Consider the following 14,130-nt stretch of genomic DNA (forward strand, 5'->3'; position numbering starts at 1 on the left):
TGGCCTCCTGCTTTCGCAGGAGATCAAATTCACAAATTCCCCAGCACAACCGGCAGGCTCATCGCAAGGCATCCGCCACCGATAATCGCAAGCCCCAGGAAGAGCCCCGTCCATGGGACAAAGCCCACACGCTCTAGCCGGTCGAGTGATCGGTGTTTCTCGCGAAGTTTGTCCATGACCAGGCAAACCCCCGCCAGCGCCCAGCACGTGAGCCCGGCAAAAGCCAGCAAAGCTGCATCGCTTGCAAAGGTGAGAGGGTTCATAAACTCCATGGCAGCGCCCATTTAGTCCTTGCGCACACGCACGCAAGCATTGCGCAATCACGCAAGGCGCTTAAAGCCTTGCAATAATGGATGGATCGGTTGCCCGCCCTCGCCCCTTTTTAGCGCTTGGCTTGCGACTGGCCGCAGCCGGAACCCTTGCGACACTCTCGATGCTGGTCAAACTCGCAAGCGAGCGCGGTGCTTCACTGACGGAATTGGTCTTCTGGCGGCAATTTATAACGCTCATCGCGATCACTGGAATGTTGGCTGCGATGGGGAAGCTTGCTGACGTTAAAACCAAGCGCATCAAGGCGCACGGCGGGCGAGCCGCTGCTGGCATTACTGGCATGTTCTTTGTTTACGGCGCGGTCGTGCTTTTGCCTCTGGCCGAAGCCACCGCGATCAGTTTCACAGCGCCTTTTTTTGCAGTCATCCTTGCCGTGGTATTGTTCAAAGAACGTGTTGGCAAATTTCGCTGGGGCGCGGTGGCCTTGGGCTTTGCAGGGGTTCTGGTGCTGACCCAGCCCGGATTTGGTCTTGGAATAGGCGGCGGGATTGATCCGCTGGGGGCAACAATCGGCCTGATCGCCGCATTTCTCGTCGCGTTTATCAGTTTTCAACTGCAAGATTTGAACAAGACCGAAAGCCCGTGGAGCATCGTGTTCTGGTTCACCTTGTTCACGGCGCCTGCCATGGCGCTAACCCTACCGTTTGTTTATGTTCCGCACAGCGGCGAAACCTGGGCGATTATTGGCGCGATGGGCCTGTGCGGCGCTCTGGCCCAACTCCTACTTACAGCTAGCTTGAGGTTTGGGTCTGCGGGCGTGATCCTGCTGATGGATTACACCGCTTTGTTATGGGCGACCTATTACGGGTGGAGCGTATTTGACACCGCGCCCAGCACAAATCTGTGGCTTGGTGCCCCTCTCATCATTGGCGCAGGCGCTCTCATCGCATGGCGCGAACGAAGACTGGCAAAGGAAAAGGTGCTGCAAGGCTAAGTAATCTTGCAGCACAGGCTAAATCGTGTAGTCTAATTATCGAGGAACCCCGCAACTAAAGGACGAAACTATGACACGTCTCCCCCGTATGCGCTCCGCTCTATCAGTCCTGCCACTTGCCGCATTAGCACTTGGATCAGGAGCGGCCTTTGCTCAGTCAGCAGACAATCAAATCATTGTATCGGGCACCCCGATCGAGGAGTCTGGCCGCGCGCTTGCCGCTTGTATTGAACAAGGCTGCCCACCTGAAGAAGACATCGCGCTCACCCTCGCTCATGCCGAGAATCAATTCATCGCTGGCGATTACAAGGACGGCGAGGCAACGCTGAGCCGTTCACTCAGCCGCAACCGCCAGCACAAAGCCAGCGTCCCCGTGCCGCTATCCGACCTTTACCGTGCCAGTGGCCGGTTCGCCGTCCATCTGGGCGAAGCGCGCGATTTCAAACACGCGACACTCGATATGCGCGATGTCCTCAAAGATGCGTTTGGAGACGATGACCGCCGCGTCTTGATCGCCGACACCGAAGTGGGCGACAGCCGCGCGATGCTTGGTTTCCCGAACGGCGCGCGCCGGATCTACGAGGATGTCGAAAAACGCGCTCTGGAGCTTGGATACCCGCGCGTTGCCAGTTTTGCCCGCCTGCGTCAGGCATTGCTCAGCCAAGCTGAATGGGATGTTCGCGAACACAACCCTGCCCTCCTTGAAAAGTATGAGGCCGCGCTTGCCCGGCTTATTCATGAACCACTCGAAAATTCAGCGGACTTCGTAATGGTGGCAGAGGTCATGAAGGCTCGTCTCAACCGCAAGCTGGACAGGCCCGGCGCAACTGATGCCTTGATCGAACGCTTCGTAGCCATGGGTGGGACAGATACGCCCGTTCTCCTGTTCAATGAACCGCTCGATAGTGTGAGCGAAGGAGGCTTCCCGGTCGATCGGCGGTTTGGTTTCATACAAAGCAATACGCTCGACCGTCTAACCACACCACAGCTGAATAAGCCGCGCTTTATTGATGTTGGTTTCTGGGTGCGCCCTGACGGGACAACCGATGAAGCGGAGGTTTTGCGCGCACAGGGACCAGAAGGTTGGCACGGCGCCGTTCTCGATAGCATCTCCTCGCGCCGATATGCGCCGCTTGATATTGATCGCACATCGCCCGGTTTCTTCCAGGTTGAGCGATATACGCTGACCTCGCGTTTCGCAGATGAGACAACCGGTACACGCATTCGTCGCCGCGAGCCCGGCTTTCGCATCGAGCGGCTTGATCTGACGCCGGAAAACACCAAGGATCTGATCACCACGCAAAGTTAGATCGTGAGGCCAAACTTCCACCTCTCATAGAGGGCAACTCATCGCAACAAAGGGCTGGCCCATCGTGGGCTGGCTCTTTTTTGCTGGAATATGGCACCAACGCACGCCAACTTGGGTGAAGAACAGTCAGACAATTCCTCTCAACGGAGACAATCCATGATCCGCAACGCTCTTATCGTTCTTTTGCTTGGTGCAGTGACAATGACAGCGACGGCCTGCAACACGGTCAAAGGATTGGGCCGCGATATTGAATCCGTTGGCCGCGCCGGCGAAGAAGCGATTGACTAGAGCACTTTCCGACCATCTGCCCAATTTTCGGGCTTACTACCCAAAACGGTAGATCAGCATCAGATTGTTAGCCGGCATTTCATAGCGCGCGGTGCGTTCAAAACCGTGCGCGCGCGCAGTCATGTCTATTTCTTCGACATGGCGAATGCCCCAACTCGGATTTCGAGCCTTTAAGCTTAAATCAAAGGCAAGGTTGGATTCCGCTGGCCCCACCCCCTGCTCAAAGAATGGTCCGTAGAGGATCAAGGGAAATCCCTTAGCGCTCTCGCTTTGCGCAGCGGCCCTGGCTGTGCCTTCGAAAAGACCAGTGCACGAAGCGTAGGCAGTGATGTGAATCATGTTGATGCACAAAGCAGCGGCAATTTCAGGGGGTAATGCCCACGCTTTGGGCAGCTGCGCATCGACCTCTATGGGATCCCTTATGTTATTTCCCGTATATTCCTGCGTATATGCCCTGATCGAATTTAAGGCAGCAACTTCAAGGTCGCTAGGCTGCCATGTGAGCGCTGGAAATGCCTGCGCAAAGAAAACGACGTGTTCTCCGGAACCGCTCGCGACTTCCAGCACCATGCCTTTCTTAGGGAGTTCTTCGGAAAGGACGCGCGCAATAGCCTCGCGGTTGCGCAAGGTGGCAGGGGCGTGTTTCTTCATAAGGGAGCGTGCCGCCTTTATCAGACCTGCCGGTTAGGAGACCTGCCGGTCCTGACCTTCCCAATAAGGCGCGCGCAATTGGCGGCGGAGGATCTTGCCCGACGCATTGCGCGGCATTTCCGGGATCACATCGACGCTTTTAGGCGCTTTGAACGCGGCAATGCGTTCGCGGGCGTAGGCGATGATATCGCCCGCCTCGATCTCCATTCCAGGTTTTGGCACGCAGCAGGCTTTTACCTCCTCGCCCCATTGTGCAGACGGGATGCCAATCACGGCCACTTCTGCAACCGCCGGGTGGCCAAAAATCGCATTCTCCACCTCTGCTGGATAGACGTTTTCGCCCCCCGAAATGATCATGTCCTTGATGCGGTCCTGGATATAGACATAGCCGTCTTCATCCATGATCCCTGCATCCCCTGTGTGCAGCCAGCCGTCAGAGTCTATGGTATTGGCGGTCGCCTCGGGAAGCTTCCAATAACCGGCCGTGTTGGAGGGTGAGTGGATGCAAATCTCTCCGATTTCACCGCGCGGCACTTCGCTATTGTCCTCGCTGCGGATTTGCACCTCGACACCGGGGACAGCTTTCCCGGCTGAACGCATCCGCTCGTTGCCCTCAAGAGAGTGGTCCTCTGGCGGAAGCATCGTGACCGTGCCGCAGGTTTCGGTCATGCCGTACACTTGCAAAAGGCCTGCTTGCGGCATGGTCGCAACGGCCTGTTTCAACAGCTCCAACGGCATCGGGGCCGCGCCATACATAAGGTAGCGTAGACGCGAGAAATCGGTTTCCTTCGCCAGTGGGTGCTGGATCACGAATTGCAGCGCGGCCGGCACAAGGAACATATGCGTTGTCCCGCTCTGGATTGCGCGCAGGACGCCATCGGGCGTGAACTCAGGCAGAACGAGCGCTCTGATCCCGGCAGACGTCGCAATCGCGCTAAGCCCGGTGCCGCCAATATGCGCGCATGGCATTGCGGCAAGGATACAGTCATCTTCGTAATAGGTCTGCCACGGCACCGCGACATCCATGCTAGGCTTGCGCAGCGAGAACATATTGCGGTTCGAAAGACCAACGCCTTTGGGATTGCCGGTCGTGCCCGAGGTGTAAAGCTGCAAGATCGGGTCGTCCAAAGCCGCGGGCTGATAATCGGCAGGAGCCATATCCTTGGCCATGCGGAACGCGGCTTCCGCTTCGAGAACCTTAGGCGCATTTTCCATCGCCGCGGTGACCTCGCTCGCGGTGTCGATAAAGCCTTCTTCAACGAACAGCACTTTGGTGCCAGTATCGCCCAAAATATAGGCCATTTCAGGCGGGGCGAGCCGCCAGCCAACAGGCGCAATCACTGCGCCCATACGCGCGGCGGCATAGAGGAGCAGGAAATACCGATCAGAGTTCTTGCCAAGCCATGCGATCCGGTCGCCGTGGCCCACTCTATTTTCGCGAAACAAAGCGATCAATTGGCGAGTGAGCACGTCGGCTTCGCCGTAAGTGGTGGTTCTCTCCCCCATTTCGAGAGCAATTTGATCGGGGCTCTCCTTGGCCCAATGGTTCAAAAGCTCATCAAACGACAAGAAATCCTGCTGGATTTTTACAGCCATGCTTTTCTACCCCCATACTTTGGCGTATCATTAAGCATTTACAGCCCCTTACGTCCACATATTTACTGAGAGAAACCAAGTAAAATCTAGCGCCAGCGTCCCTGACGCCTTGCCGCAGGCTCGCGCAGGATTAACCAAAGCAACAAACCGGCCGGACCTGCCATCAAGGTAAGCGCCAAGATCGGCGCCTGAATGAAGCGGGAGATTGATTTTGCATCGGCATCGCGAGCGATCCAAAGGCCTACGAACAGGTCAAATGCGAGATAATGTATCCACCCGATAGTGACGCCCCCATCGCTGGAAAAAATGGCGCGCACCCCTTCGATGGTGGAGAAATTGGCGCCCGCTCCGCCCCCTCCTGCAGCAAGCAGGCCCGACACAACGCCAATAAGAGCGGTCGTGTAGGCAAGGCACAAGACGGCTACACCAAGGTACATCACCGCTGAGAGCAAGGCGGGCCAGCGCGGCAGGAGAATGAGCGCGACCCAAGCGACAAGGGCAAACATATTTGCGAGCCTGAAGGCCAAGTCCCAATCCATTACCACTCCCCTTTGCGCCTCTTTGGCGTCTGTTGCTTTTAGCCGGCTTTTGCTCGCCAATCGCGCGCTGCTCGCTTGATCGCGTCATTGTCATGGTTGAAACACCCGGCTGCCTTGCGCAATGCCAACCCCATTGCGGCCTCGCACACGTGATCTGCATCGATCGAGCGAAGCCCCTGCCACTTATTTGGCAAAAGCGGATCGAGCACAGGGCTTACCAGCTGCGCGATCGCTTCCAGAGGCCGAAGGTCATCTTGCCGTGTGCCTTTCAAAAGGCCGGGGCGCAAAATATCGACCCGGTTGAACCCCAATTTCGATACCGCGTCCTCGGTCTCGCCCTTGGTCCGCAAATAAAAGTTCTTGGCGTTGCGGTTTGCACCTGAGGAACTCACCAGAACAAAGTTGGGAACGCCTGCCTCGCGTGCTGCTTTGGCGGTTGCCACGATCAGATCATAGTCGACAGTTCGAAACGCCGCTTCGTCGCGACCTGCCTTGCGCCACGTCGTACCCAGGGCGCATATCAAGGCTCGCGGCTTCACCGCTTCAAGGATTTCGCCCCATCTTGCAGGGTCAGCAACGAACATCTCAACTTTGGCGCCTTTTGGCAATTCAGGCTCGCGCCGGGCAATGCCGACCATGCGAACCTCTTCGCCGGCGCTCGATAATTCGATGAGCCTTCGCCCGATCAGGCCTGTTGCCCCGACAAGACCGATGCGAACGGGGCCTTGGGGATGATCGCGGGGCTCAGACATTGATCAAACCATCGGGCACAGAGCCATAAATCCTGGCGCATGATTGCATCGCAAATCGGTCGCTCATCCCGGCCACAAAATCGGCAATCATGCGTGCGCGATGGGGTTCTTCATCTGGAAGGCGGCTTTGCCATTCGGGAGGCATAAGCGCGGGGTCCTGCGAATAAGCAGCAAAAAGCTTTGCCACGACATCGCGCGCATTTTCAGCCGCAGAAACCTGCTCGCTATGATAGTAGAGTTTGTCGTACATAAAGGTCTTAAGCTCGCGTTCCTGCGCTGCCATGGCGGGCGAAAACCCGGCCAATTGGCGGCCCGCTTCACGGATTTGGCTCACTGTTTCAAACCCTTTGGTTGACGCGCTTGTGTGCTCAAGCACGTCATTGACCATCAGTCCGATCTGATCCCGGATAAGCTCACGCAACAGGCGATCTTGTGGGGCGTGTGGAAAGCGTTTTTCGACGACACGCCATTGGCTTGCGAGGAAATCCAGTTCCATCAGCTCATCAAGCGTCAAAAACCCTGCGCGAAGGCCATCATCAATGTCGTGATTGTCATAAGCGATGTCATCGGCAATCGCTGCAATCTGGGCCTCGATCGACGGCCATGTGCCAAGATCAAGAGGGAATTCTTCGTCAAGCTTGCTCAACGCCCAGTTCGGGTCAGTGATCGGCCCATTGTGTTTCGCAAGACCTTCAAGAAGGTCCCACGTAAGGTTCAATCCTTCATGCGTGGGATAGGGGCTTTCGAGCCGCATAACCGTGCGCAATGTCTGCGCATTGTGGCAAAACCCGCCATGTGCCTCCATCGCTTCGGCAAGCGCATCCTCTCCTGCATGACCAAAAGGTGGATGGCCAAGGTCATGCGCAAGACAAAGCGCTTCGGTCAGATCTTCATCCACACCCAAAGTGCGTGCCAGAACCCGGCCAATCTGAGCGACTTCGATGGTATGGGTCAGGCGCGTGCGATAATGGTCCCCATCAGGCGCGATAAAGACCTGTGTTTTCGACTTAAGCCTGCGAAAGCTCATCGAGTGGATGATACGATCGCGGTCCCGCTGAAAATCGCTTCGTGGTCCCCGGCGTTCGGCAGTTAAGGCCGGAGAGGAAACCGCAGTCGGCTTTGCGGATGCGAATTCGCGGCCGCCATGGGCATGGGGATTGCAAGCGAATGGAGCTCGATTGGGTGAAGCGGCGGATGTCACGGCTTAACCGCTTAAGTCAGCGCGGCGGGCGGCTCAACGGGAACAAATCGTCAACGCAGAGGAAATATGGTGGACAGGGCGCAACTAAGAGGTGGCAGAGGCGTCATTGGAAAAAAATGGGACCGCTCACCGGGTGCAATGGGGGGGTGGTAAGCGGTCCCAAGAGCTTTTCAGCTCTCGGGTCATCGGCGCGACCCGATGCCCAAGCCTGTCTTTTATATATTACAACAGGCCTTGACCTTCGCGTAAGCTGCCGCAGTTAATCTTGCACCCCGCCCGATCTTTCGATGAGATGAAGCGTTTATCCAGAGCGACAGTCCGAGCTCTAATTCACGACTTCTTGTTCCAGCACCCAATTGGCAGCCGCTTCGCAGTGAATTCGGGTGGAGTCAAAGACTGGCAAGACGTTAGCGTCAATGTCAACCACCAGGTCAAGTTCAGTGCACGCAAGCACGATCGCCTCTGCCCCGTCCTGAGATTTGTTGGTGATGATCGTCTTCATCGCTCGCTCCGCATTGCGGGTGACTTTACCCACCATCAATTCATCGTAGATGATGCGGTCCATAATCTCGACATTGGCCATGTTTGGCGGGAGCAGATCAACGCCTTGGGCTACCAATCGCTTGCGATAAAAGCTTTCGGTCATGACGTTGCGCGTGCCGAGAATGGCGGCGCTTTTACAACCTGCAGCCTTGAGCGCTTTACCGACGCAATCGGCGATATGAAGGATTGGAACGTCGACGCTGGCTGCGATTTCATCATAGAGTTTGTGCATGGAATTGGCATTTATGATGAGAGCCTCGGCCCCTGCCCCTTCCAATCGCTTGGCACTTTCGGACAAGATCTCGCCTGCACGCTTCCACTCCTTGTCTTCTCGAAGGGCGTAAAGCTCACAAAAATCGAGGCTCTCAATCAACATCGGCGCAGATGCCATAGGAGCCGCGCGGCGTTGCACGATACGGTTGATACGGTCGTAATAGATACGGGTAGAGACCCAGCTCATCCCCCCGATCATTCCCAATTTGCGCAAAGCTAAAGTCCCTCGAATCCTAAGTGCCGGCCAACGCGTGGGCCGGGGTTGATGTAGCGAGGATAGGCCGCTTTCGTCCATAGCGGCTGATTAAGATCGTCAAATCAGCAAACAGCGTGCAGAATTAGCCTTCAGGCGCTGCGACTTCGAAGCTGGCCAGCCATGCTTTCACATCGGCTAAGGTGACCGCTGGCGCTTCCTCATGGGGAAGGTGTCCGATCTGAGGATAAACGACCAGCGATGAGGCAGGCATAGTCTGGTCAAGCCACTGGCCTGCTTCCACCGGGATCAGCCTATCTTCATCTCCCCAAAGGATCAGCGAAGGCACTGTTATCGCGGCAATCTCTTCCTTGGTTAAAGGCTCATAGTCGGCAGAAAAGCGTGCCATGGTCGCAGCCCGGTTGCCGGGATAGCGCAACAATTGCCAGTATCGATCGACGGCTTCTTCGGTCACAACTGCCTTGTTTGAGACGCTTTGTTCAAGGCTTTGCTTGATAAGCGAGCGCGGGGTGATGTGCTCAGCAATGCGGTTGATGCCGGGCATTCGCGCGATGGCAAAGCCAATGTTGCCGCCGTCATCTGCTTCCAGTTCAGCCGGGTCCATCAGCGCCTCAACCTCGGCCTGAGGCGCTCCCCCTGCATCAACAAGGATAAGGCCTGCAATGCGATCTGGATATGCGCTTGCCACGGCCAGCGCGTGTTTCCCGCCCATGGAATTGCCGCCCAGGATGAATTTTTCGACGCCCAAAGCATCGGCGACCTCGATCACATCGGCAGCATAGTTTGCTCTGGAATAGTCACCTGAAGGGTCAGGCCCCGTGAGGCCGTGGCCAACCTGGTCAAAGCGGATGATACGGTGCGTCGCTTTGAGCCCCTCAACCCAAGGTTCCCACGTGTGCAGGTCTGCGTTTGAACCATGCAGCAGAATAATAGGTAGCCCCACTCGTGCACCTTCATCGCGAAGGTGGACGGTCACCCCGTTGCCAATCTCGACATATTGCGAAGGCTCCCCGCCCCAACGCGCGCGCATCATCTCGGGATCTGTATCCGGCACGCGCAGAACGAGGAAGGCAATCACCAAAATCGCAAGGATCGCAAAGACGATCCGAATAGCCCACTTCATTCACCCATCTCCGCAATCCAATCTCTCATCAGCTTAACCGCCTCGTGGTCGATGGTTGAACGGCCAAGCTCTGGCATCGCAACGCCAGGCTCATCGGAGTTCATCCGGTGAACCAGGATCGACTTGTCAGGTTTACCCGGCTCAATCGAGACAAGCAGCCCCCCTGCCCCGCGCCCCGCTGCAACCGGAGGCTTGTTGATACCGATGGCAAAGGCGTCGGTCTGTTCCCAGCTGAGGTCGAGCCCGGAATTGGACGCGCCGCCTCCGGGCCTGTGGCAATGGGCGCAATTCACATCGAGATAGGCGCGGGCGCGTCTATCCGTGCTGGCGCTGGCATCGCTCCATTTGGGTAGAGCGTTTGCGCCCTCGGGCACGGCATCTAATCGGCCGCTATCGTGCATTTCGCTGAGCCACTCCGCAGACAAATTGCGCGCTTTGGGGCCGATAGGGATGACCTCGCCGTCAACTGAGTGACACGCCTTGCATTGGTTCTTGTTTGGAATGCGGTAGCTAATTTTTTCGCCCGATGGCGTGGTGATCGGCACCCGGCCTCCAGCCAGAGCAAGCCTCGCCTCGGTCTGCTCCTCGTTCCAGCGATAGGGCAGCGCAAGCCACCCGTCCGCACGATGCAAGAGAACGCGCGTTTCGATGTAGCGCTGATCCTCGCCTTCACCAAAGGCGAAGGTTTTGATGATGGCGCTGCCCACAGGAAATTGCAGAAGACCATCACCGTCCGCGTCAAGCTTTGCGCCTTCTGGCACATAAATATAGCGCAGTTTTTCGGCCCCATCGGAGAACAAAGGAGTGTTGAGCTCGTAAGCGTGAACCCGATCAGACGGCTCGCGCGCGCCTCCGTCCTGGAAGAAGGCATACTCGGCCAAGACACGCGGGAAACCCTCGCCTTGCACTTTTGCGTCATTCACCATGATCTTGGGCGCCCCGGTCGCCTGAGCGACAACCGACAGACCAAGCGCTGACAACGCAGCAAAGAGAAGACCAATCCCTCGCATCAGATGCGCGCATCCAGTTCAGCCGGGGCACCGATTTCCGAACGGTCAAACTCGGCCTCTGGCGCTGGTGCATTAAGCGGTGATGGATTCGCCCCGCTCAAACCCTTCCCCTGTTCGGTCAGATTAAGCGACCAACCTGCGGTGTCGGGCGTTGTATAAAGGCTGCCCAATCCATCCCACATGACAGGAGGCAACGCCCCGCCAAAGGCAGCGAGCAGCATCTCTGCCCCGTCAAGCTGTGGGTCGTCACCGCCGATACCGTAATTGTTCGCGCCAACCACAACTCCGCGCGGCAGCGGGTTGTAGCGTTCATCATCATATTGCAGCGTATAGGCAATCACCATGATCGGCGCGGTCGGATTGTTATGAAGGATGTTGTCTTCGATCAGCACGCTATCATTGGCCATCACCATGATCCCGGTACCGCGCCGCACGCCTGCGACGATATTTCCAGGAGGCGCAAAATTCGGCGTGTCGTTCGACACCACCAGATTGTTGGCAATAATCACATTACCGCCGCCCATCACCGGAAGACCGGGCAGGTCAAACACCAGAATTCCGCCCGTGTTGCGCGTGGCGACATTGTGTTCGACCAGCGCGTTGCGGCTGTTCTCGATCTCGATGCCCGCAACGTTCGCCTCTGCAATCGAATTGCGCACCGTGATCCGATTGGATTGACCGACATAAATGCCAGCATCAGAAGCTCCGGTAACCTTCACACCGTCGATCAGCACGCCCGTGCTTTCGACCGGATAGATCGCATAGGCTCCGTTGCCCGCATCGGGTCCGTTGGTCCATGTCACCCGAACGCGATAATAGACGATGTTGTCGGCGCCCTTGGACTTGATGCCATCCCCCTTGGGGTTCTCAAGCGCGAAATCGCGCAAGGTGACGTTGTCCGAGGTAACCAGCAGCCCTTCGCCGGATCCTGCCTGCGTGGTGAAATCCAGCACGGTCCCGTCCATTCCAGCGCCGCGCACTGTCACGCCATCAATATCAAGCGAAAGACCGTCAGTGAGCGTGTAGCGTCCTGCTTTAAGTACGATCTCATCGCCGGGCTCAGCCAGAATGAGTGCCTCTTGCAGGCGTTCCTGCGCGCCTTCGCCGGGGCTTATCGTGTGGGTTTCCGCCAAAGCCGGGGCCGCACTCGCTAATAGGGCGGTGGCGAATGAAATCCTGATCATCAAATGTGTCTCCCTCTTCGCCAGACACTGTGCCTAGCATAAGGAAGAATGCAAGCGTTTGATCGTTAGCCTATACCAACCGCACAAAGACCTGCGCTTGTGGTCACAACCGCGACCGCCTCGCCGTCTCCTACACGCCTCAGACGCTTCACCAGTTCACCAAACCCATAGTCTGCCTCAGGCTCGCCTTCACGCGCTGCCATGCCTTGCCGAAGCTTGTAGAGCTGCCATACCGTAAGTCTGTCCACCATACGGTCCGCCATACAATCGGCGCGCTTATCAGACATACCAGCCTCCACTAAAGCTGTTTCAACCCGCCATTTGACGATGGGATCGGCCACACCTGTCTGCAACGCGACCGCGCAAAGCAGCAGCAAAACAAGCATAGAAAACAGAAATTTACGCATCTGTAGCCTAGTCTAGCGCCTTCACAATGCCTTCGACCATCTTCTTGGCATCAGACAAGAGCATGACGGTTTGCGGCATGTAAAAGACATCATTGTCGACGCCTGCATAGCCAACGCCGCCCATCGAACGCTTGATGAAGAAGACCTGCTTGGCCTTGTCCACGTCGAACACGGGCATACCGTAAATGGGCGATGATTTGTCGGTCTTGGCCGCTGGGTTCACGACATCGTTTGCACCGATGATGAAGGCAACGTCAGCTTGCGCAAACTCGCTATTGATGTCTTCAAGCTCGAAGACCTTGTCATAATCAACAGCAGCCTCGGCAAGAAGGACGTTCATATGGCCCGGCATCCGCCCAGCCACAGGGTGGATAGCGAATTTGACCTTGACGCCCTTCTCTTCGAGCAAGTCACACATTTCGCGAAGTGCGTGCTGTGCCTGTGCCACTGCCATGCCGTAGCCGGGGATAATGATAACGCTTTCAGCCTGTTCCAGCATGAACGCTGCATCATCCGCGCTGCCCTGTTTGTAAGGACGTTGTTCGCGCGGTTCCCCGCTGCCACTGCCAGCGCCGTCTTCAGCGCCAAAGCCGCCTGCGATCACACTGATGAAGCTGCGGTTCATCGCGCGGCACATGATGTAGCTGAGGATCGCGCCGGAAGAGCCCACAAGCGCACCTGTGATGATCATCGCGGTATTGCCAAGGGTGAAGCCCATCGCCGCTGCGGCCCAGCCGGAATAGCTGTTCAACATCGAGACCACGACCGGCATATCCGCTCCGCCAATCGGGATGATCAGAAGAAAGCCGATCGCAAATGCAAGCGCGGTGATCGCAATGATTTCCCATCCGATGCCGGGTCCGCCATTGGGCGAGACTGTATAATACCCGATGATCCCTAGGATACCTGCGAGCGTGCCAAGGTTGATGATGTGGCGTCCGGGCAGCAGGATCGGAGACCCGCCCATCCGACCAGAAAGCTTCAAGAAGGCTATAACTGAGCCGGAAAATGTGATCGCACCAATTGCGATACCAAGGCCCAGTTCAACCCGGCTAACCGCAAGAATCTGACCAGCAGCATCGAGAATGCCGAATGCGCCGGGGTTAAGCCACGCAGCAAGACCCACCACCACAGCGGCAAGTCCGACAAGGCTGTGAAATCCCGCAACAAGTTCTGGCATCGCTGTCATGGCAATTTTGCGAGCAATCGTGACGCCGATGATTGCGCCTAGGAAGATCGCAATCCCGATCTCGACGATATTGGCGATGTCATGGGTGACAAGCGTCGTCACCAAGGCAATCGCCATCCCGATCATGCCATTGCGATTACCCGCACGTGATGTGGCTGGGCTAGACAGTCCGCGAAGTGCGAGAATGAAGAACACGCCCGCGGCAAGATAGGCGAGCATGGCCCAAGCGGGGGTGCCGCCCACACCATCGGCGGCGGCGGCGAGAAGCGAGAAGCTCATCAGTTCTTCTCCTTCTTCTTATACATTGCGAGCATACGCTCGGTCACGGCAAAGCCGCCAAAGATGTTGATCGAGGCCATCACAACGCCTGCAAGGCCAAGCCATTTGGCAAGCGGGCTCGTCGCCTCAGCCGCTGCGATCAAAGCGCCCACAATGATGACGCTGGAAATCGCATTGGTCACAGCCATCAAAGGCGTGTGCAGCGCAGGCGTCACCGACCAGACCACATAATAGCCGACGAAGCACGCCAGCACGAAGATCGATAGGATTGAAATAAAGTCCATGAACGCTGATCACTTTCTTACGGA

General features: G+C 56.9%; 16 protein-coding genes. 3 read left to right on the forward strand and 13 right to left on the reverse strand.

What is annotated here, in order from left to right:
• Positions 1-29: 29 nt before the first annotated feature.
• Positions 30-284 carry a hypothetical protein gene (locus tag EH31_RS06865; protein WP_241765852.1) on the reverse strand — a complete coding sequence of 85 codons (255 nt, stop codon included), beginning with the start codon at positions 282-284 and terminating at the stop codon, positions 30-32.
• A 65-nt stretch (positions 285-349) separates the two neighbouring features.
• Here EH31_RS06865 and EH31_RS06870 point away from each other — a divergent pair, with 65 nt between their 5' ends.
• The 3 genes from EH31_RS06870 (at position 350) to EH31_RS06880 (ending at position 2,861) form a co-directional block, all read left to right on the forward strand.
• A complete protein-coding gene (locus EH31_RS06870) occupies positions 350-1,264 on the forward strand; it encodes a DMT family transporter (RefSeq protein ID WP_034959340.1) in 915 nt (304 codons plus the stop codon).
• Between the two features lie 70 nt (positions 1,265-1,334).
• Positions 1,335-2,573: a hypothetical protein gene (locus tag EH31_RS06875; protein ID WP_152553495.1), complete on the forward strand. Its 1,239-nt coding sequence runs from the start codon at positions 1,335-1,337 to the stop codon at positions 2,571-2,573.
• Between the two features lie 156 nt (positions 2,574-2,729).
• On the forward strand, positions 2,730-2,861 hold the full coding sequence (locus tag EH31_RS06880; RefSeq protein WP_034959344.1) for an entericidin A/B family lipoprotein: 132 nt from the start codon (positions 2,730-2,732) through the stop codon (positions 2,859-2,861).
• A 36-nt stretch (positions 2,862-2,897) separates the two neighbouring features.
• On the opposite strand, the gene EH31_RS06885 is transcribed toward EH31_RS06880, so the two are convergent.
• The 12 genes from EH31_RS06885 to EH31_RS06940 form a co-directional block, all read right to left on the reverse strand.
• On the reverse strand, positions 2,898-3,512 hold the full coding sequence (locus EH31_RS06885; RefSeq protein WP_051699039.1) for a DUF938 domain-containing protein: 615 nt from the start codon (positions 3,510-3,512) through the stop codon (positions 2,898-2,900).
• Between the two features lie 33 nt (positions 3,513-3,545).
• A complete protein-coding gene (locus EH31_RS06890) occupies positions 3,546-5,108 on the reverse strand; it encodes a long-chain-fatty-acid--CoA ligase (RefSeq protein WP_051699040.1) in 1,563 nt (520 codons plus the stop codon).
• Positions 5,109-5,194: 86 nt separating this feature from the next.
• Positions 5,195-5,647 (reverse strand): ABA4-like family protein, encoded by a 453-nt coding sequence (locus EH31_RS06895; protein ID WP_034959346.1) that lies wholly within the window; start codon positions 5,645-5,647, stop codon positions 5,195-5,197.
• 38 nt (positions 5,648-5,685) lie between these two features.
• Positions 5,686-6,399 carry an NAD(P)H-binding protein gene (locus tag EH31_RS06900; RefSeq protein ID WP_034959348.1) on the reverse strand — a complete coding sequence of 238 codons (714 nt, stop codon included), beginning with the start codon at positions 6,397-6,399 and terminating at the stop codon, positions 5,686-5,688.
• Complete coding sequence (locus EH31_RS06905; RefSeq protein ID WP_034959349.1) at positions 6,392-7,600, reverse strand: deoxyguanosinetriphosphate triphosphohydrolase; 1,209 nt, start codon at positions 7,598-7,600, stop codon at positions 6,392-6,394. The genes EH31_RS06900 and EH31_RS06905 overlap by 8 nt, the downstream gene beginning before the upstream one ends.
• Before the next feature lie 325 nt (positions 7,601-7,925).
• On the reverse strand, positions 7,926-8,630 hold the full coding sequence (locus tag EH31_RS06910) for an aspartate/glutamate racemase family protein (protein WP_034959350.1): 705 nt from the start codon (positions 8,628-8,630) through the stop codon (positions 7,926-7,928).
• A 124-nt stretch (positions 8,631-8,754) separates the two neighbouring features.
• On the reverse strand, positions 8,755-9,753 hold the full coding sequence (locus EH31_RS06915) for an alpha/beta hydrolase (RefSeq protein ID WP_034959352.1): 999 nt from the start codon (positions 9,751-9,753) through the stop codon (positions 8,755-8,757).
• Positions 9,750-10,763 (reverse strand): SO2930 family diheme c-type cytochrome, encoded by a 1,014-nt coding sequence (locus EH31_RS06920; RefSeq protein WP_034959353.1) that lies wholly within the window; start codon positions 10,761-10,763, stop codon positions 9,750-9,752. Before EH31_RS06920 ends, EH31_RS06915 begins: the two co-directional genes overlap by 4 nt.
• Complete coding sequence (locus EH31_RS06925; protein ID WP_034959354.1) at positions 10,763-11,947, reverse strand: parallel beta-helix domain-containing protein; 1,185 nt, start codon at positions 11,945-11,947, stop codon at positions 10,763-10,765. Before EH31_RS06925 ends, EH31_RS06920 begins: the two co-directional genes overlap by 1 nt.
• Before the next feature lie 65 nt (positions 11,948-12,012).
• Complete coding sequence (locus EH31_RS17855; RefSeq protein ID WP_034959355.1) at positions 12,013-12,354, reverse strand: hypothetical protein; 342 nt, start codon at positions 12,352-12,354, stop codon at positions 12,013-12,015.
• Between the two features lie 7 nt (positions 12,355-12,361).
• Positions 12,362-13,822 (reverse strand): NAD(P)(+) transhydrogenase (Re/Si-specific) subunit beta, encoded by a 1,461-nt coding sequence (locus EH31_RS06935; RefSeq protein ID WP_051699041.1) that lies wholly within the window; start codon positions 13,820-13,822, stop codon positions 12,362-12,364.
• Positions 13,822-14,106 (reverse strand): NAD(P) transhydrogenase subunit alpha part 2, encoded by a 285-nt coding sequence (locus tag EH31_RS06940; protein ID WP_034959357.1) that lies wholly within the window; start codon positions 14,104-14,106, stop codon positions 13,822-13,824. The genes EH31_RS06935 and EH31_RS06940 overlap by 1 nt, the downstream gene beginning before the upstream one ends.
• Between the last annotated feature and the right edge of the window lie 24 nt (positions 14,107-14,130).

Source organism: Erythrobacter longus (assembly GCF_000715015.1).
GTDB classification, from domain to species: domain Bacteria; phylum Pseudomonadota; class Alphaproteobacteria; order Sphingomonadales; family Sphingomonadaceae; genus Erythrobacter; species Erythrobacter longus.